Source organism: Ktedonospora formicarum, assembly GCF_016587355.1.
GTDB lineage: Bacteria > Chloroflexota > Ktedonobacteria > Ktedonobacterales > Ktedonobacteraceae > Ktedonobacter > Ktedonobacter formicarum.
In genome coordinates, this window is record NZ_BNJF01000003.1 from 865782 (window position 1) to 884287 (window position 18506).

The 18506-nt window shown below is 54.4% G+C and carries 16 protein-coding genes; 6 read left to right on the forward strand and 10 right to left on the reverse strand.

Annotation, left to right across the window (positions count from 1 at the left end; all coding sequences use genetic code 11):
• The first annotated feature begins 347 nt into the window (after positions 1–347).
• Positions 348–506 carry a hypothetical protein gene (locus K3T82_RS30370; RefSeq protein WP_220197260.1) on the forward strand — a complete coding sequence of 53 codons (159 nt, stop codon included), beginning with the start codon at positions 348–350 and terminating at the stop codon, positions 504–506.
• Positions 507–722: 216 nt separating this feature from the next.
• Here the strand turns inward: K3T82_RS30370 and K3T82_RS30375 are convergent, their stop codons facing one another.
• Positions 723–1832, reverse strand: coding sequence for a voltage-gated chloride channel family protein (locus K3T82_RS30375; protein WP_220197261.1), 1110 nt, complete (start codon positions 1830–1832; stop codon positions 723–725).
• Between the two features lie 326 nt (positions 1833–2158).
• Complete coding sequence (locus K3T82_RS30380; RefSeq protein ID WP_220197262.1) at positions 2159–3319, reverse strand: glycosyltransferase; 1161 nt, start codon at positions 3317–3319, stop codon at positions 2159–2161.
• 87 nt (positions 3320–3406) lie between these two features.
• Between K3T82_RS30380 and K3T82_RS30385 the strand changes: the two genes are divergently transcribed.
• Entirely contained in the window at positions 3407–3613 is a 207-nt protein-coding gene (locus K3T82_RS30385; protein ID WP_220197263.1) for a hypothetical protein, read from the forward strand.
• Between the two features lie 415 nt (positions 3614–4028).
• Here K3T82_RS30385 and K3T82_RS30390 read toward each other — a convergent pair whose 3' ends face one another.
• The 5 genes from K3T82_RS30390 to K3T82_RS30410 form a co-directional block, all read right to left on the reverse strand.
• Positions 4029–4634 carry a response regulator transcription factor gene (locus tag K3T82_RS30390; protein ID WP_220197264.1) on the reverse strand — a complete coding sequence of 202 codons (606 nt, stop codon included), beginning with the start codon at positions 4632–4634 and terminating at the stop codon, positions 4029–4031.
• Entirely contained in the window at positions 4631–5902 is a 1272-nt protein-coding gene (locus K3T82_RS30395; protein ID WP_220197265.1) for a sensor histidine kinase, read from the reverse strand. The genes K3T82_RS30390 and K3T82_RS30395 overlap by 4 nt, the downstream gene beginning before the upstream one ends.
• A gap of 26 nt (positions 5903–5928) precedes the next feature.
• On the reverse strand, positions 5929–6429 hold the full coding sequence (locus tag K3T82_RS30400) for a DoxX family protein (protein ID WP_220197266.1): 501 nt from the start codon (positions 6427–6429) through the stop codon (positions 5929–5931).
• 279 nt (positions 6430–6708) lie between these two features.
• Positions 6709–7533 carry an AfsR/SARP family transcriptional regulator gene (locus K3T82_RS30405; protein WP_220197267.1) on the reverse strand — a complete coding sequence of 275 codons (825 nt, stop codon included), beginning with the start codon at positions 7531–7533 and terminating at the stop codon, positions 6709–6711.
• 71 nt (positions 7534–7604) lie between these two features.
• Positions 7605–8462, reverse strand: a complete 858-nt coding sequence (locus tag K3T82_RS30410) for an AfsR/SARP family transcriptional regulator (protein ID WP_220197268.1) — start codon at positions 8460–8462, stop codon at positions 7605–7607.
• A gap of 565 nt (positions 8463–9027) precedes the next feature.
• Here K3T82_RS30410 and K3T82_RS30415 point away from each other — a divergent pair.
• From K3T82_RS30415 to K3T82_RS30425, 3 genes are all read left to right on the forward strand, one after another.
• Complete coding sequence (locus K3T82_RS30415; protein WP_220197269.1) at positions 9028–9717, forward strand: LuxR C-terminal-related transcriptional regulator; 690 nt, start codon at positions 9028–9030, stop codon at positions 9715–9717.
• A 139-nt stretch (positions 9718–9856) separates the two neighbouring features.
• Positions 9857–10183, forward strand: a complete 327-nt coding sequence (locus K3T82_RS30420; RefSeq protein WP_220197270.1) for an SCP2 sterol-binding domain-containing protein — start codon at positions 9857–9859, stop codon at positions 10181–10183.
• 249 nt (positions 10184–10432) lie between these two features.
• Entirely contained in the window at positions 10433–12418 is a 1986-nt protein-coding gene (locus K3T82_RS30425) for a serine/threonine-protein kinase (RefSeq protein ID WP_220197271.1), read from the forward strand.
• A gap of 266 nt (positions 12419–12684) precedes the next feature.
• On the opposite strand, the gene K3T82_RS30430 is transcribed toward K3T82_RS30425, so the two are convergent.
• Together K3T82_RS30430 and K3T82_RS30435 are read right to left on the reverse strand one after the other, a co-directional pair.
• Entirely contained in the window at positions 12685–14463 is a 1779-nt protein-coding gene (locus tag K3T82_RS30430; protein ID WP_220197272.1) for an ABC transporter transmembrane domain-containing protein, read from the reverse strand.
• Positions 14460–16241 carry an ABC transporter ATP-binding protein gene (locus tag K3T82_RS30435; RefSeq protein WP_236031647.1) on the reverse strand — a complete coding sequence of 594 codons (1782 nt, stop codon included), beginning with the start codon at positions 16239–16241 and terminating at the stop codon, positions 14460–14462. Before K3T82_RS30435 ends, K3T82_RS30430 begins: the two co-directional genes overlap by 4 nt.
• Before the next feature lie 840 nt (positions 16242–17081).
• On the opposite strand from K3T82_RS30435, the gene K3T82_RS30440 reads away from it, so the two are divergent.
• Positions 17082–17900: an alpha/beta fold hydrolase gene (locus K3T82_RS30440; protein WP_220197273.1), complete on the forward strand. Its 819-nt coding sequence runs from the start codon at positions 17082–17084 to the stop codon at positions 17898–17900.
• 63 nt (positions 17901–17963) lie between these two features.
• Here the strand turns inward: K3T82_RS30440 and K3T82_RS30445 are convergent, their stop codons facing one another.
• Positions 17964–18290, reverse strand: a complete 327-nt coding sequence (locus K3T82_RS30445) for a hypothetical protein (protein ID WP_220197274.1) — start codon at positions 18288–18290, stop codon at positions 17964–17966.
• Positions 18291–18506: the final 216 nt, after the last annotated feature.

Sequence of the window (18506 nt, forward strand, 5' to 3'; positions counted from 1 at the left end):
CGCTGAGCGGTTTTAGCTGTACGAAGTTGGATGTACATGGGTGAAAATTTAAGGGGATTTGAAGACAATCCGAGCATTCAGCTGCGAGGATTGTTTGGGTACAAGGCACCTTGTACCACAAGAGAGGGAAGGTCGTGCGTCCGCGCCTATGGCTGCAAATAAGCACTGTTATCCTGCTCAAATCCTGGGTCAAGAGAGCTGCACCGCTAAAGATTTACACTTATCTCTGTAGCATATTTTTGTTAAAAATACAACCTGCTTGGTATCTCGAAGCGCTTCCCAGGCCGATTCATTTGCTCAGTATTTTTTTACAATCTATTAATCTTTTTTACATTGGACGATCCTATATGCAGCAAGGTCGCAACGATAACTGCCAGGATATCGCGCATTTATTTCTCAGCGATCAGGTGGAGCAGCAATTTCAGTCGTCCTTTGGCATGAAAGCACAGGAGAAGCCGCAACTTGAACCTTATCATTCTAGCGTTGCCTCTACCAGGAGAAAATAGGGACAAAATAAATTCATTTTTAAGGAACGATTATTTATAGAATGGTAGGCCAAAAACACCTCCCGCGTCCGACTTGCGGATCAGGGAGGTGTTTCTGGGTCATATCCCGCGATGACGTGAGGAGGTCACCGGAGAGAAGTTCTCCGATGCCTCACCCCGTGGTGTCGGGGGACGTTCCCGGGGGGCCGACCACGTGATCGGCTCCCCGGGAGGTGCTCACTGCGTATCGTCGCCCTGCTTCGGGCTTCCGCTCATCTGCTTGGCCGTAGCCAGGACGACGATCTGCGAGAGCAGGTCTCCGACGACGTGCCCGAAGAACACGTAGAGACCGAGGTGGATGGCCTGGGACTGGCCGTGTCCGAGCACCGCTGCCATCAGGAAGCCCACACCCTGCGAGATGGGGCCGAGTGTGGAACCGCACATCGCGGCAAACGCTGCCTTGTTGACCCCCCACCAGTCTTCCTTCGTGCGCGGCCGACCGAAGGTGTTGACCCACACGACCAGCGTGGAGAGCCAGCAGCCACACCAGCCGATCAGAATGCCCGCCACGATCGAGCAGACCAACACGGAAGTGATCTGCCACGCCTGGGGGGACGTACCGGAGGCGAAGCCACTGAACAGCAGGGCACCGTAGCCCGCGAAGAGGGCCAGGGAGATGCCCAGTATCCGTGGAACCCACCGCAGGTAGAACTCCTGGGAGAGCCGCAGCTTGGGACCGAAAGACCCAAAGAGCTGCGGGTCCTTGGCACGTACCTCCTGGAGGGTCGCACGAGCCTTCTCCTTCTCCTTACCACGCGCGACCCCAAACATGAAGATCCGGGTCAGAGCATACAGCACCGCGCCGGGCGGTTGCTGCAGCAACGCGTAGACGCCCGTCTTCACGGTGTCCACTGCGGTGTACGTGTAGAAGGATGCCAGCAGGAATCCGGCCAGCCAGAAGCCGCCCCAGAGGCTGATCATGGTCAGGATCATGCCCCCGTAGGGGAGCGTGAGCGCGGCGTAGACCACGCGGACCATGAACCGCAGGCGCTGCTGCGACTGGTTACGCTTCCTGAAGACCGGGATGAGCCTGTCGTCGATCCACCACATCCGCGCGATGTCCTTTTCGAGCGGCTTGACGGTGACGACGATGACGCGGGAGAAGAACATGGCGAAGCCACCACTGGCGATGGCGCTCCATGTGCCGGGGTCCTCCAGGAACAAGCCCCAGATCCGGTTGAGGAACCCGGGCAGGTGGAGGGTGTCGAGGTTGACCAACCCGACGCCCCCGGCGATGTAGAGAGCCAGTAGGGACAGAACAAAAGTTGTAAAAAGCACGCTAGCCATGAGACTCGGAACCCTGGTAGCCAGCCAGAAGTACCGGTTTTCTGTCTTGCGCGAGAGCCGGCCGAGCCAGCCCCTTGTGTGCCGCAAAGCACTCACCCCTTAGGGTCGATGGTGGATAAAAGGTGTTGCCTTTGTTGCCGTTGTGCTTGCAGAACTTGTTGAACTTGTTGTAAGGTTTTCCACTTTCTGAGTCGGAGTCGGACAGGGCAGGCGCCCGGGCGAGCCGTCATATGCTCGGCTCGCCCAGGACACCCATTGGTAATTGAATAAGTTGGATAAAACTTGGTTCCCGGTAGTATTTCCGAGAGCGTCAGGTAATCAGACCGTCAGCCCCGGAAGTTCCGGATCACCTCCCTGTAGATTCTGCCGTACCCCGCAGCCATTGCCCGCGCGGAGAACTTACGCTCGGCTCCAGCGCTGATGCGCTGCGCCAGGCGGTCCATGTCGCGAGACGACATGCGGTTGATGTCCCGGATGCGCTCCGCGACCTTCCTGATGACCTCCCTGGAGTCGCCCCTGGGGACGATGAAGCCGCTTTCGCCGTCCTCAATCAGCTCCGGCATCGCCCCCTCGTTGGTGGCGATGACGATGTTTCCTCGCCCCTGAGCCTCGACTGGCGTGTAGTTGAAGGGCTCGGGCTCCTGAAGAAGCGTCAGGTTGTACCGATGGCTGTCCAGCCACCTCAGCTTCTTCTTGAGGTCGTTGATGGTGCCTACGTCTTCGCCGAATCCCTGGTCGATGAAGTCCCGCTGGATTAGAGCTCGATACGCCCTTTGATCGCGGGTGTTGCAGATCCCCGCGGCCTGGAAGTGCTCTTCTCCAGCTTCCTTCGCCGCCTGGAAGGCGGGATAGAAGCCCTTGCGCGGCAACCAGGTCCCCAGGGTGCAACCGCCCTCACGCTCGCCGTGCCACTGGTTGTCGAAGTACGTCTTCGGTAGCCCGTGGTGAACGACCCCGACGATCTTGAAGAAACTCGGGGCCGTCCGGCGCTCGTGCTCGCTGATCGCGATCGTCGGGAACTGGTTGATGATGCCGGCGTCCTTGCTCCGGTCCCAGCCGCTGGCGCCTGGGAGGAGCGACGGGTAGACGGTGTGCTTGGTGATCACGACCGGTACCCTCAGCTCCAGCTCGCGGAGCCTCAGGAGAAGCTCGGTTTCGGAGTAGCTCAAGTGGACGTTGATGATCCTCCTGGCGTTCGGGCGCCGTGCCATCTCCCGCTCGAGCTTGCCGAGCATCTCTTCGTGCTTCTCGTGGGCCTTGTTAAGGTCCGTCCACGAGGTCCACTCCGACAGCGGTCGGCCCATGTCGATGAGCCTTGCTCCCCGCGGGAGTTCGCTTCCACGCGGCCCGGCCACGTAGACCGTCGCGCTGGACTGCTCGACCTGACCCTCGACAAGGGTCGAGATCGCCTGCTGGGCTCCCCCGAAGGGGAGTTTGTACCAGGGAGTCCCTAGATGGTAGATCTCGTCGATCCCTGCGTAGGACACTACGGATCCTTCCGTTAGGAATGGGTAGGGGAACCTCTCGCGGTACTAATCGAGAGGCTTGGTGCAGGGTGAGAAAGTGGATAAAAGGTGTTGCTGGCTTTTACTGTTCCCTTCTGTGAGTGGCTAAGTGGTTCCTGGCTACCGGATCAGGACCAGGAAGGAGAAGAGACGGTTCAGCTATTAAGAGCTGCTTCTCTCCTCTTTGGTCGCCCTGAGCACGGCAAAGTGAAGGCTCTGAAGCTCACGCTTCTAAGTCTCCTCTTCTTAAGCTGGGAAAACTACTTAGCGGTTTGAGGATACGTGGATTAATAATTGAGGAATCACTAAATGCAATCCGCGCCTATGGCTGCGAGGATTGTTTGGGCGCTGCTCACATCTTGTACCGCAAGAGAGGGAAAGTCGAACTTCCGCGCCTACGGCTGCAAGGAAGCACTGTTATCCTGCTCAATCTTGTGTCAAGAGAGCTACACCGCTAATACTTTACACTTATCTCTGTAGCATATTTTTGCGAAAAATACAACTCTTAATATGCGTGAGAAGGCCCCCAACGAGGTTCATTTGTTCTATATTTTTTATCGTATTCGGTGGATTTGAGGCGTGAAGCGAGCAACCTATAAAGAGTAAGGGTATTATGCTTCATGCTTCATTGTGAGTAATGCTTCTCTTTCAATCTTCTCTAGTAAACAACGTGAATATGAGCGAAACTAGATCATAACCACCCTTTTTGTTCGGCAATGTGTGCCGCTTCCATACGATTACGCGCGCCCAATTTCTGCATTGCGGCAGATAGGTGATTGCGAACGGTCCCTTCGGACAAGCTCAGGCGCGTGGAGATCTCGGCGTGACTGAGTCCTGGGAGCGCGGCGCTGAGCACCTCTCGCTCTCGGTGAGTCAGGGGGTTGTTTCCTTCTGAGAGGGCCAGCAAGGCTAGCTCAGGATCGACAACGCGCTCCCCACTCATGACGCGTCGCAGCGCGGATGCGAGTTCGGAGGCGGGGGCATCCTTGAGTAGAAAACCAACGGCTCCGCTCTCCATCGCCCGGCGCAGGTAGCCACTCCGCCCAAAGGTGGTGAGTATCACTATGCGGCACGTTGGCAAAGCAGTTCGTAAGGCATGGGATGCTTCGAGTCCGCTTCCCCCTGGCATTTCGATATCTAATAACGCTACATCGGGGCGCGAGGTCAGAGCCGCTTCGACAACGGTATCACCTCGCGCAACCTCCGCGACGACCTCGATATCGGCTTCTCGACTCAGCAATGCCGCCAGGGCCCCACGTACCATCGCCTGGTCTTCCGCCAAAAGTACTCGAATCATGGTTGCTCCTCCGGTCCTGTTGCTACCTCTAGCTGGGATTGCGTTGATAGCTCGACGCGTAAACGAAAATGGGGTTCGCCTGCTAGCAGGAGTGAACCAACTTCCATGCTTCCTCCCAGGGCACCTACCCGCTCTTGTAGGCCAATTAATCCGCTCCCCTGGCTGATTGTTTGTACGTCCGCGCCTTCTGTCTCTGGTCTGTCGTTGAGCATTTCCATTCCTATATATTCTTGATTACGCTCAAAGCGTAGCCAGCAGTGTCGCGCCCGGCTGTGACGGATGACATTGGTGACCCCTTCTCTCACGGTCCAGGCGAGGGCTGAGTCTAGCGACTGGGGAAGTTCTCCGGCAAACGCTTCGATGGAGGACTCAATTCCCGCTGCTTCGAGCAGTTGCCGCGCTCCGTCCAGTTCGCTCGCGAGGCGTGGTTGGCGGTAATCCGCGACGGTCTTACGCACCTCGCGGAGCGTCGTGCGCCCAACCTGTTCGATCTCGGCGAGTTCTCTGGCACAGCGCGCGGGATCTTCCGTAATCAGGTTGCGCGCCAGTTCGCTCTTGAGGGTAATCACCGAAAGGGTTTGCCCTAGCAAATCATGCAAATCGCGCGCCAGGCGCAGGCGCTCTTCCTCCACCTTCAAATGAGCAAGCCTCTGACGCGTCAGGTGCAATTCGCGAATGGCGCTGCCCATGCGCGATACGCCTATCATGTCCAGACCCAGCCCCCGCACCAGCAGCATTAGCGCGATGAGCCACCACCAATCAATACCCGCGAAACCGCCATGCGTGCTGATAGTAATAAGGAACGGAATGGCTGTCAGGAGTACGACGATGATACCCGCAAGGCGCATGGGAAGCACTGCGCCAGCGATGGCACTCACTCCAAGGAAGGACCAGAGCCAGGCGGAATCATCGAGGATGCCGAATATAGCGACCTGAAGAGAGAGGACAATCAGGAGAAGGACCGACACGTGGGAACGGTGGCGGGTTCGCGTGACCTGGCTCGCGGGATGTGACCACATGGTCCAGGTATAGCTGATCGCGAAGAAGAGCAGAGCAGCACTCCTCACCGCGAGGCGTAGCCCGGCATCGGGTTTGCTTAGCAGAGATGCCAGGGGGAAGTACAGGCAGATCAACATCCAGAAGATCTGATAGAGCCGCCAGAGGAGGAGGGTGATACCACTCTCTCTCATCACTTCGTCGCTCGTTGTGTCCGTCGCCTGCCGGGTGTGTTGCTTTGTGCCCCATGAGCCCTCGCCTTGTGCTCGCATAGCAGTGTCCCTTCTTGCCGCTACCGTCAATGCTGTTGCTGGACATCCGCTTGCATTGTATCACCACCCCTCTGAGGAAGGAGAGCGCCGAGGATACGGTCCGAAGGGCGAAGCGCCCACGAAGCGAGCGTGAGCAGCGCGAAGGCAAGGGGGGCAATAAGTTGGTCCGGGCTACCACCACGCGCTACGCTTGACGCGGCGGCTCCCGTTAGCTCGATGAAGGTGCCAGCATAGGCCCATTCCTTGAGCCTGGGAAAACGCGGCATAAGCAAAGCAGTAGCCCCAAGCAGTTTCCACATCCCCAGGATCGTAAGCAGGTATGCCGGGTAGCCAAGCTGTGCCAGGACGAGAACAACAGGGTCGCCCACAAAGAGCAGGGCTGGTCCATGAATCAGGTCTGTCACGCCACCCGCCAGAAGCTCAAGCGTGATGATGATAGTGGTCACCCAATAGCCTGCCATTTTCAGATTTAGGCGCGAGCCTGCTTGAAAATGAAGCCTCAATTTTGAGCTGAATCTCGTTGCCATGTCGCCTACCTCTTTCTAGCTCTCAGACGAGTCTCTACACTCTCTCCCTGCGCCCGCATCTTGCCTCCTCAAGAGTGTACCCGCATTCGCGTGGGAGGAGAAGTGAAATTCCTCCCCATTTGACCATGACAAAACTCACGGGTGAGGAGATTTCAGGGGCCTCTACGTGATAGATTTTCGGCCTGGATTGATGAGCGACATGACATGCCCTGGACAACTATGCGGAAGATCGCCTTTGAGTCGTCAAAGAGCGTTTGTTGGGCGGGCAGAGAGCAAGCGTTAACGGGCGTTCAGGATCACGTTGCGTAGCGCCATAATCTCTTTGCCGGGTTGAATCCCCATTTCCTGCTGTAACATCTGCTCAAATTCGTTGAGCTGGCAGAGCGCCCCGGTGGTATTGCCCTGTTGTAGATGCACATGGACCAGCGTTTTCACCGCCCTCTCATTGTAGGGATCAATGGAGAGGGTATAGAGCGCGCAGGAGAGCGCTTCATCGTAATACTCTATCCTGGTAGAAAGCCGCATCAGATGCTCAAGCGTCTGGATCGCGGCATATTCATGCTGGCGACGATAGGAAGAAAAAGCGTCCTCGTAAATGTCCTCCGGCAAGAATGTGAGCTTATAATAAGCGATCAGTTGATTGTAGAGCGCGAACGCTCTGGCAAGATTTCCCTGTTGTTCGGCCTCCTTAGCCTGGGTCGAAAGGTAATATACATCGGCAATGTCGGTCCACCAGTCGTCATGTAGATCAAACCAATAATAGTTGTAGCGATTGCGGTGGATGAATGTCGAGAGCTGTCCAGAAGTGAGAGAAGGCTCTAATACATGGCGCAAGTAGTGAAGCGTGACATGCAGGTTGCTAGCCGCGACCTTCGGATGTGAGTCGTGCCAGAACAATTTACTGAGCTGTTCTACGGAGAAAAGCTCGCCCGGATTGAGCAGAAACCACTTCAGGAGCGCCTTGGCTTTATTGCGTCTCCATGTAGGCTCCCCCAGTGCTTGCTTCGCGTGGAGGACGCGGAATGGACCAAAAAGGTACGCACTATAATGAGCAGAAGCGAGAGATGGGTGATGTTCCTTCCGTGCGAAAGAACTTCCAAACATAGGTGACATGGTACCTCCAGTGTCCGCGATGGTTAATGCCGCACTGCTTAATTACTACCATCAGTGCCTTCTTATTCGAGTGTCGGAGGGGCGAAGGCGCGAATCCGCTCACGTAGCAGAGAGAGCTCTTTGTTCGGATGTAGCCCCAGATTGGCGTGCAAGAAATTCCAAAACGTATCGAGTCGCTGCCGAGCAAGCGTGATATTTCCCTGCTGTAAGTGGGCTTCGACAATGGCTCGCACCGCCTTTTCGCTATAGGGGTCTATCAATATCGATTGATAGGCGTACTCTAGCATATCTTCTAACTCATTCAATTGGCTGTAGATCTGGATCAAACGCATTAACACCTGAAGATAGGTATGTTTATAGCGATTGCGATACGGACCTAGCCAGAGCTCGCATTCATCTTCTGGCAGAAATCCCTGGCTGATATAATGCGCGGATTTGCGGTAATAGTAAGCGGATCGGCGCTCATCGCCTCGCGCATCATACTCACGGGCACGTTGTAGCAGCAGCTCCAGGTCATTTGTATCAACCCACCAGCTCTCGTCAATTTCAAACCAGTAGAAGTTGTTGGGCTTCCGATGAATAAAGTGTGATTCTTGCCTGGAGTTCAATGAGGGCTCAAGCATGCGGCGCAGGTAGTGGATAGTGACGTGAAAATTGTTCAGGGCCTTCTCTGGTGGTATATCGGGCCAGAATAGGTCGATAAACTCGTCCGTAGATCCCAATTTGCCGGAGTTGAGCAAGAACCACTTGAGGAGCATGCGCGCCTTATTCCGCCTCCGCATCAGCTCACCAATTGGTTGAGTTCCGTGCAAAAGTCGGAATGGGCCAAAGAGATAGGCGCGGTAGGCAGCCTGGTATTCAAACTCTCGCGGATGCACAGGCTCACGACTTGCATTCTGTATGATTGAGGTCGCTTGCATGATAACCTCCTGATGATTTTGAAAATAGACAGACATCCCTTCTAAAAGATTGCTTTGTTGGTAAGTATAGCGAAATGAAGTGTATGCCACTACCCTGCCATTCCGCTAGTTTTAGGAGGGATTTCCCCTAGCGCGCATTATATTTATTTTCGCACTGATGGCATGAATAACCATCCCTGTACCATGTGCTCACATATGCACTATTCGCGTATATTCTTGAAGCTCGACAAACGCGAAAACAAGCCAGAGACCTCATGAGAGCAAGCGCGATATCGTTTCTAAATGTCTGGAAAGTGGTCGCCTCACTCCTTGCGCCTGGTATCAAAATAGGCAAGAAAACGAAAATGTGGGGCGCGCAAAAGGGTCATATTTGCGAAACCGATGCGAAAAACCGCACATCCTCGCGAAACTATTGCGAAGAAGTGTCATGTATGCTACGCCTGAAAAAACAATTTTTCTATTGACTCCCTGGCAGTAACTAAAAAGCAATTGAAAGGAGCATGCCAAGCGAGCGCTCTTCTTCGTGACGAAACATCGTAATCTTGTAGTAAAGAGGGGAGAGACAATGCTTCAAGAGCTGGGGAGGTCATCTTCTTCGTTCATGCAGAACACGATTGCCGGCGGTAATGACAACGGGCGAAAGGAACTAGCCGTACAGGTTGTCATTGTCGAGGCGCATGTTCTGCTGCGAGAAGGATTACAACAGATGATCCGCTGCCTCCCTCAAATACGGATCTCCGCATGTGTAAGTCAGGCACAAGAGGCATCTGAGACCATCAAACCAGGAGACGTACTGGTCATAGGCAGCTCGATTGGTGTTGGCGACTGCCTGGAATGTATCCGCGAGACGCGCAAAGCACAAACAATCTCAGGAATTGTCGTTATTCAGCAACAATTGCGTCCCGAAACGGCTTTTCCTCTGATCAAAAGTGGTGCTCAAGGCTTACTGAGTGAGAAAGCGTCCTGCCGAGACCTGGAGTTAGCCCTTATCGCCGCCGCCTCTGGAAACACCTTCCTGGATCAGCGCGCACGCGAGATCTTGAATGATCGTGTTTCGCATGTGCCACTCCACTTTACCAAGCGCGAGCTTCAGGTATTGCCTTTACTTCGATTGGGCCTATCAAATATCCACATAGCTCAGCGCCTCTCGCTCAAAGAAAAAACCGTGGAGAAGCATCTTACGCATATTTATGAGAAGCTCCAGACTCGTTCGCGAGCAGAAACGATTGTGCGTATTCAGGCTTTGCAATTCTAAGGCATTGAAAAAATTACCAGGCAAGTCATTCTCAAGTAAGTTGCCTAAATAGTCTTTACAAGACAGTATAGGCAATCTTCCCATGGAGGATGATTTGCCTCAGCATGCCTGAAAATAGCAAAGGAAGGAATGCACAATCATGACTATTAGCGAGCTTTTTACTATGATGCCATCCCGAATGAACGCCGAGGCTGCCGCCGGGATGACCAAAACCATCCAGTGGAATATCACTGGCGATGAAACTGGAACCTGGGCCTTTAAGATCGAGAATGGTGTGGGCGAGATGATCCCAGGTGGCACAGAGGACCCCGATATTATCTTCACCGTAAGCGCCAAGAACTGGCTGGCTATCGCGGAGGGAAGGCTTGATTCTATGAAAGCCTTTATGACAGGAAAGCTAAAAGTAAAGGGCGATATGACGATAGCGATCAAGTTGCCTCAGCTCTTCCCAGAAGCCATCGCCTGAGCAGAGGCCGCATGATGAATGTCACTGCTAATGCCCTTTTCATATTTCATCCCTAATTTTGAGCGCTATTGTTGGCAGATGAAATTTTAAATGAGCATTAGCAGCGGCTTTGTAACTTCTTAATCTCACACCCTATAGTTAGCTACCTGTTCTATAGTTGCGGGGAGTATAAAATTTCGACTATAATAAAGACACAATTACGTTCCTCAAAGAAGATACATCCACAAAGAATGTAAAGGTGTTCTTACGATGCCTCATGATCGCGCCTTCATCGGTCGACAGATAGGGAACTATACACTAATTGCTGAAGTTCAAAGTGGCAGCTTTGGGAGCGTGTTCCGAGCCCAACACGCTATCTTTGATGATGACCCACCTGTAGCTCTCAAGTTGCTTCACATGCACCTGACGTCTCCACAGGAGCGGGAGGGCTTTCTGCAAGAGGCCAAATTACTGCGAAAGTTGCAGCATCCCTTCATCCTGCCGATCATTGACGCTGGTATCTATGAGGGCCAGCCCTATCTAGCGACCGAATTCGCCACGGGCGGCTCGCTTAACGAGCGAATTCGCGCTCAGGCCGGACATCCCTTCCCCCTTCATGAAGCGATGCAATGGATCTTGCACATGGGACATGGTTTGGCCTATGCTCACCAGCACGCGGTTATTCATCGCGACCTCAAGCCCGCCAATATCCTCTTCAACGCGCGTAACGAGGCCCTGCTGGCTGACTTTGGGATCGCGGTCATGCTGGAGACCAGCGGCACCCGAAATATAGGAGAGATAAGCGGGACGCCCGCCTATATGGCTCCAGAACAATTCGAGGGCTATGTCAGCCCCAGGAGTGACCTGTATTCCCTGGCATGTATCGCCTATGAACTGCTCACAGGGCATCACCTCTTTGACCTGGAAGTCCCAAGCATCCCAACCTACCAATATCACCATCTCAATGTCCAACCGACTGCGCCTCGCGTATACAACACCGCGCTCCCCGCCGAATGCGAGTCGGTTCTTCTCAAGGCGCTCGCCAAGCAGCGCGACCAGCGCTATCCAGATATAGAGACCTTCCTCAAGGCCCTCAACGCTCCCTTGCAACATCTGCCAACTATAGTCGCGGGTGGACAGAAGGAGCAGCCTTCCACGCAAGCGCCCCAGGCGAACGCGCGAGAATGCAGGCGGCAAGGAATTGAGCACTTTAAAAATGAACGCTATAAAGAGGCTCTCGCATCCTATGAGGAAGCCATCCGCCTTGATCCCAACTTCGCGGAGGCGTATTTCGGCAAAGGGAATGCACTCAACCGATTAGGGCACTATGAGCAGGCCATCGCGGCCTTCGATCAGTCTCTCCGCCTCAAGCCTGATCAGACTGATGTGTATTACAATAAAGGAAACGCGCTTCAAAAGTCAGGGCACTTCAAGGAGGCCGTCGCAGCCTTCGACCAATCTCTTCTCCTCAAGCCCAATCAGGCTGACGCGTTTTTAGCCAGGGGGAATGCACTTCACAGGTTAGGACGCTTTGAAGAGGCTATCTTGTCCATTGACCAGTCTCTTAACCTCAAACCCAACCAGACGAACGCGTATTTCAGCAAGGGGAATGCGCTTAACAAGTTAAAGCGCTTCGAGGAGGCCATTACGGCTTTTGAACAGTCCCTTCGCCTCAAACCTGACCAGGCTGACGCGTATTTCAACAAAGGAAATGCACTCGATCAGTTACAGCGCTTCGAGGAGGCGCTTTCAGCCTTCGACCAATCTCTTCTCCTCAAGCCTAACCAGACTGATGTATATTTCAACAAGGGAAGAATGCTTAACAAGTTAAAGCGCTTCGAAGAGGCTATCTCGGCCTTCGACCAATCTCTTCTCCTCAAACCTGATCAGGCTGACGCTTATTTCAACAAAGGAAACGCGCTCAGCCAGTTAAAGCGCTTCGAAGAGGCTAATGCTAGCTATGACCAGGCTCTTCGCATCAATCCGAAGGACACAAATGCGTATTACAATAAAGGGCTTAATCTCTATGATCTAGGGAAATATGCGCAGGCTCTCGTCACCTTTGAGCAAGCGCTCCTCCTTGATCCTAACAAAACTTCAGCCCACTATAACAGAGGGAATGCGCTCTACCAGCTAGGGCTTTATGAGCAGGCCCTCATCGCCTATGAGCAGACGTTACGGCTCAATCCCAAGCATCCAAACGCTCGCTCTAGAATGGAACGCGTCCTCAAGCTACTTCACGAACGGGGTAGATAGTGCCGCTGCTAAAGCGACGCGGCTACATATGGGGAAGAATCGGGATCGTAAGTGTCCACCGATGTTGCGCCCCACAGCACCCCAAATATGTAGCCGCGTCGCTTTAGCAGCGGCTTCCACAGCACCCCAAATATATAGCCACGTCGCTTTAGCAGCGGCTTCCACAACATCCCATATGTAGCCGCGTCGCTTTAGCAGCGGCACTCCCCGAAAAGGGTGCAAAAAAGTTTTCGCGAAAACTTTTTTGCACCCTTCTTCATCACGGGCTAAACTTGCTCAACCTTATCGCCGCTGTGCCAGAGGCGACGCATCTCCTCGTTGGTAGCAAGGAGTTCGGCGAGCGTGCCCTGAGCATCGACCTTGCCGTCCTTGAGGACGATGATATGGTCAGCGCGTTGTAGAGCGATGCGCCGATGCGTGACGACGAGGCAGGTCGCGTCCTCGCGCTCGAAGATGCGGTCCCAGAGGGCTCGCTCAGTCTCGACGTCCAGCGCGCTTGAGAGGTCGTCGATTACGAGCAGCCCGGCCTCACGCACCAGCATACGTGCAGCCGCCGTGCGTTGCACCTGTCCACCCGAAAGCTTGACGCCGCGTGTGCCTACTGGCGTCTCAAAGCCCTCTTCCAGGGCTTGCACATCTCGCTCAAGGACCGCGCCACGGACAGCGCTGGAGAGAGCCACGGTATCTTCAGGCATACCCAGAAGGATATTTTGCCTGAGCGTCTCGCTAAAGAGGCGCGGCACCTGGGCCGTATAGGCGGCGCGTGGCGGCACAAAGAAGGTGGACGCGTCCTCTACAAGCTGACCATTCCAGCGCACCTCACCCGCGTCCTGCGGGAGCAGGCCAAGCAGCGTTTGCAGCAGCGTGGTCTTGCCTGAGCCGACGCGACCCGTCACTACCGTCAGGCTACCACGTGGCAAGCTCAGGTCAACATTGGAGATACCACGCCCCGATTGCGGATGGCGATAGGTCAGGCCTCGCGCCTCCACAAGACTCAGGCGATCAGACTCGCTCCGTTCCACAGGTGGCACACTGGGCAGAGGACCACGCAGGTGGAGCGGGATATGCTCGACCAGGGCCTCGGGCGGAGCGTCCCCTAAGAGAGTGTTCATGCGACTGAACGAGACACCTGCCTGCTTGTAGCGACCCAGGAAATTGCCGAACCCGGAGGTAAAGTCAGAGATGAAGGTCATGTATGTCACAAAGAACGCAAAGCCACCGACCGTCAAACTGCCTTCGCTCAGACGGCTGGCACCTAGCAGCATAATCAAGCCTGTACCGATGCTCGCGGCATTGGACGTAATGGCATCCAGGGCTTGCGTCGCCACGCGGTCGATCAGCATTTTTGAACGTCGCTGCTCGTTCAGGCGACGAAATCGCTTCAAGGCCCGCTCTTCGGCCCCTGCTGACTGAAGCGTCGTCACTGCCGCTACCATATCGCCAATGGCACCCGTGACCTGACTGGTTGCCTGACTGCTAGCTTCACGGTAGCGAGCCAGGATATTACTCATCCAGCGCGCGAAAACCGAGACCGCGATCAAGGGCACGATGGTAATCAGAGTCATACGCATATCGACAAACAGGAGCACAACAAAGGCCACTATGGCAAGCAGGGCCCCCCAGACAATCTCGTCGGTCGAGTCAAGGATGTCCTCGGCCTCGTAGCCATCGTCGCGGAAGCGGCTAATGGTCTCGCCTATGGAATAGGGCAGAGCCCGCGCACCAGGCTGCTTCAAGACGTTTCGTAGCAGATTACGGCGAACCAGACTGCTCATTGTGAAGCGCATGATGATCTCGGACAGGCCAGCGCAGAGCATGATGACTGCGCGACCGACCGCGACCAGCACCAGGAGCAGCACCACACCCAGTATCCCTTCGGGTACAAGCGCGTGATGAGTAAGCGCGTCGAAGAAGATGCTGATGAACCAGCCTACAAGCAGATCTGTCAGGTCGGCGACGCCCCACAGGGCCCCATGAACCACATGCAGCCAGAAGCGGTAACGGGTCATGATCCAGACATAGCGGATAGTTGGGAGTGCTTTCATACATTCACCTCCTCGGTCGCGACCCGCAGCAAGCCTGCAAAGCGCGAGTTAGTATCGGCGATCAGGGCGGCTTGCGAGCCATATTCACGCACCTGTCCATTCTCCAGAACTAGAATATCATCGGCATAAGCAATAGTATCCAGCCGATGAGCGATGATAATGCCGGTGCGGCCTTCGAGCAGCCGACCTAGCGCCGTGTGGAGCAGGCGGTCGGTGGCGGGGTCCAGGCGCGAGGAAGCCTCGTCTAGAATCACAAGATCGGGATCACGCAGCAAGACACGGGCACAGGCAAGCACCTGGGACTGCCCCGCCGAGAGGCCCGCCCCATCGGATAAAAGTTGGGTATCCAGTCCCTCCGGTAACTCCCGAAGCCAGTCCGTAAGCCCCAGGTTATCGAGCACAGCGCGCAACTTTTCATCTGGTACACTCTCGTCAAAGAGTGTCAGGTTATCGCGTAAACTCGCCTGAAAGAGATGAACTTCCTGAGTCACCAGCCCGATACGAGCCCGTACGTCCGCGATATGGGTTTCGCGCAGGTCCACACCTCCCAGGCGCACAGCGCCAGCCGTGGGGTCATAGAAGCGCAGCAGGAGCCGCGTCAGCGTCGTCTTACCGCTACCTGTACGCCCGACAACGCCAAGCACGCGACCTGGCGCGAGCGAAATGTTAACGTCACGCAGGAGGGGAGCATCCTCGGCATAGGCGAAAGAGACGCCATCAAATTCCACAGCCAGGGGACCCAACGGGAGCGCGACACCAGGACCATCGAGCACGCGCGGCTCCCTACTTAGCAGGTCCTCGATACGGATAATGCTGGCGTCCGCCTGCTGTAACTCCTGAATCTCATTGCGCAACTGCTCGGTTGGTCTGCGCAACATCTGGGTATACTGGAAGATCAGGTAAACCATACCGATAGTCAGAGAACCGTTCCTGAACAGGATAGCGCTGATGACCAGAGTGGTCACCGTACCGAGCAAGAATAGGCCCTGACTGGACGCCCCAAGCGCATAGCCCCACATCATGGCCTTACGTGTCGCTGCCAGCCAGGAGCGCATCATTTCGGCACAGCGACGCATCACGAACGCGCCAGCCCCGCTAGAGCGAATATCTTGCAGGCCCGCCAGATATTCACTCAGGAAGCCATAGAAATCAGCGCTTGCCTGTCGATCAGCGGCCCACGCGGGAGTCGCGACCGAGCGGATGCGCGCCATGACGATCAAGGCCACGATCACAAAGATGGTCATCCCAAGCCCGACGCGCCAGTCTACAGAATAGAGGAGCACCAGCACACTCAGCAACAGAATGCCGTTGCCAAGCACATAGACCACGAAGCGCGAGAAGAAACGCGCTAGCGTTCCTACGTCGCCGTCGACTCGCTCGATTAGCTCGCCCGGCGTATGGGCGGTATGGTACGAGGCATCGAGGCGGAGCAGGTGAGCCAGCAGGTCCCCACGAAGCGTATTGGTAGCGGTCCAGCTCACATTCTCTGCCACATAGGTCTCAGCCACCGCGAGCCCCTGCCCCACCAGTGCCAGACCGATGGTCAGCAAAGCCAGGAGAATCAGGTCGTTCATGGCTCTACCAGAGGTCGCCTGATCGATAAAGTAGCCTGTCACCAGCGGCGTGACAACCTGTACGCCAATGGTCGCAAAGAGGACGATGGTCAGCAGGATCATTCTTAGCCACTGTGGCTGAAGATAGTTAGCCAGTAGCCGCCAGTAGCGATTCAATGTCTGAAAGAAAGAGGTAAGTAGTAAACGCCAGTTGCGAAATTTCAAAACAGTTATGTCCTTCTGCTCAAGAACATAGCGATTACACGTTAGGCATCTTCTGCCTGGATATGGGATTATGCTGTCAACGTGTAAGCACACGCTATGCTCAATGGGTCTTGTACACGAAGAATAGCTGCGACAAGGCGCAACTATAGAAGGTGGGGAAAAGGTGATGCTGAAAAGTAGGCGGGAAGCAGCATATGTTGGCGAGAAGCATTGACTCGCGCGAACCCATAAAGCCGCATGTGAAGCCTGAGAAGCAAAGTGGACTGTCGATGAAGAATGGAAAGAAGCAAACCGAAGAGGGCGAAACCTCTCCGCAAGCAAACTAACGATAGTGGTCCAGTCGCTATATTACCAATGCCATATGTAGCCGCGTCGCTTTAACAACGGCATCTCATATGTAGCCGCGTCGCTTTAGCAGCGGCAGACAACAAACGACCAGGACTAGATGTAGACACAGCTCACTTAGCTTAGCAACACCTTCGCTGTCGTTAAAGCCATGAAATAGTACCTCCGATAAATAAGATGAATTAATCATACCTCATGCGCAACGCCGATGTCAAGCCTATTAATGAACGTGACCTCCTTGTTTTTAGCCGAAAAATTGGGTATTATGACACTCTTTTTCTAGAGCAGTTTCATTGAGAGGGTTAATCCGAGACCGGGTGAGTACACATCCAGGAAAAGAGTCTTGTGCTGGAATACAAACCCATCAATCTTTTGTTCTATTGAGAGCGCGACCCATTTTTCAGTTCTCCTGAGCTTGAGAAGCTAGCACAACGCCATTGAGCTACAGTAATCTATGGGTTGCAAAAAACAGAAACAAAAAGGAACTCTTTCTTCATGGAATGCCTTGTGCGCGACATCCCCGTTTATTATGAGACGTACGGAAGTGGAACACCAATACTTGCCATTCATGGCTTCACCCCCGACCATCGCTTAATGACAGGCTGTATGGAGCCATTGTTTGCTGGTCGTCCAGGCTGGCAGCGTATTTATCTAGACCTGCCGGGCATGGGACGAACGCCGGGTGCGGAGCACCTCAAGAGTAGCGATGATATGCTCGCGGTGGTCCTTGATTTTATCGATGCGATCATTCCTGAGCAGCGCTTCCTGCTCGCGGGCGAGTCCTATGGTGGGTATCTCAGTCAGGGTGTGCTCACACGCAAATTTGAGCAGGTAGCAGGCATGGCTCTGATCTGCCCGGCGGTGATTGCCGATCATGCGCGGCGTGACCTGCCACCACATACGACGATTGTCGCCAATCCCGAGTTTCTTGCCACACTTTCTCCAGAAGACACGGAAGAATTCGCTCCGATGGCAGTGGTCCAGGACGAATATAATTGGCAGCGCTTTCGGGACGAGATTCGCCCCGGCCTTCGCGTGGCTGATCAGGCATTTTTGCAGAAAATCCAGCAGAGCTACCGCTTTTCGTTCGAGGTGAATCAGCTACCGCAACCATTCGCAAAACCTGTGCTAATTTTTACTGGCAGGCAGGATGCCTCAGTCGGCTATCGCGATGCCTGGGGCATCCTGGAGAATTATCCTCGCGGCACCTTCGCGGTCCTCGACCGTGCCGGACACAACGGACATATCGAGCAGAGCCAGCTTTTCAATGCATTGATGGGCGAATGGCTAGACCGCGTCGAAGAAGCTCTCTGAATCCTTGTTAGGGTCATCTCTACAATTTCTCAAACACTTCCAGGGTATACAAACACAGTACGATTAGTGCCGATGTATCATGTTATTATGTGTTCGTACCGCATTCTGATGTGCTCGGTGAGCACTATCCACTGCGTTCTGATGCGCTCGGTGAGCGCTATTCATCGCGTGCCATCCATGATCAGAGAATCCGCTTCTCGGCTGGTAGTAGGAAGAACCATGCGACGAACCGCCAAAGATCGAACTAAGAACTTTGAGCACAAGCATCGCAAGGACAAAGGTGACAACGACCGCGCTGAGAAATTGATATTCTGATGGAATGCCAAAGCCACCCAGGGTTTGCAGCACAAATGACCAGTAGGCAGACCAGTATTGCTGAACGAGTTCCATAGAGGATGCCTCCATTTTTGAAGATGCGGATAGAACAAGAGTATTCTTATAAGAACTGTGTTGTCTGTTAAACGCCCAACAATAGATATTTTCGTCTACAGCTTCAGCCTGAGTACCGGGCTTGTTCATTGCTTGCTTCCCTGGTAGATTTATAAGTTTTTTATGCCGAGATCTCCTTTCGGGCAGAGGGTGCAATGATGAATAAGCCATCCTCAG

Excerpts from the sequence above, each read along its gene's own strand:
- K3T82_RS30370 (WP_220197260.1), top strand. The coding sequence starts at position 348 with ATGCAGCAAGGTCGCAACGATAACTGCCAGGATATCGCGCATTTATTT.
- K3T82_RS30375 (WP_220197261.1), bottom strand. The coding sequence starts at position 1,832 with ATGGCTAGCGTGCTTTTTACAACTTTTGTTCTGTCCCTACTGGCTCTC.
- K3T82_RS30390 (WP_220197264.1), bottom strand. The coding sequence starts at position 4,634 with ATGATTCGAGTACTTTTGGCGGAAGACCAGGCGATGGTACGTGGGGCC.
- K3T82_RS30395 (WP_220197265.1), bottom strand. The coding sequence starts at position 5,902 with ATGCGAGCACAAGGCGAGGGCTCATGGGGCACAAAGCAACACACCCGG.
- K3T82_RS30400 (WP_220197266.1), bottom strand. The coding sequence starts at position 6,429 with ATGGCAACGAGATTCAGCTCAAAATTGAGGCTTCATTTTCAAGCAGGC.
- K3T82_RS30405 (WP_220197267.1), bottom strand. The coding sequence starts at position 7,533 with ATGTTTGGAAGTTCTTTCGCACGGAAGGAACATCACCCATCTCTCGCT.
- K3T82_RS30410 (WP_220197268.1), bottom strand. The coding sequence starts at position 8,462 with ATGCAAGCGACCTCAATCATACAGAATGCAAGTCGTGAGCCTGTGCAT.
- K3T82_RS30415 (WP_220197269.1), top strand. The coding sequence starts at position 9,028 with ATGCTTCAAGAGCTGGGGAGGTCATCTTCTTCGTTCATGCAGAACACG.
- K3T82_RS30420 (WP_220197270.1), top strand. The coding sequence starts at position 9,857 with ATGACTATTAGCGAGCTTTTTACTATGATGCCATCCCGAATGAACGCC.
- K3T82_RS30425 (WP_220197271.1), top strand. The coding sequence starts at position 10,433 with ATGCCTCATGATCGCGCCTTCATCGGTCGACAGATAGGGAACTATACA.
- K3T82_RS30430 (WP_220197272.1), bottom strand. The coding sequence starts at position 14,463 with ATGAAAGCACTCCCAACTATCCGCTATGTCTGGATCATGACCCGTTAC.
- K3T82_RS30440 (WP_220197273.1), top strand. The coding sequence starts at position 17,082 with ATGGAATGCCTTGTGCGCGACATCCCCGTTTATTATGAGACGTACGGA.
- K3T82_RS30445 (WP_220197274.1), bottom strand. The coding sequence starts at position 18,290 with ATGGAACTCGTTCAGCAATACTGGTCTGCCTACTGGTCATTTGTGCTG.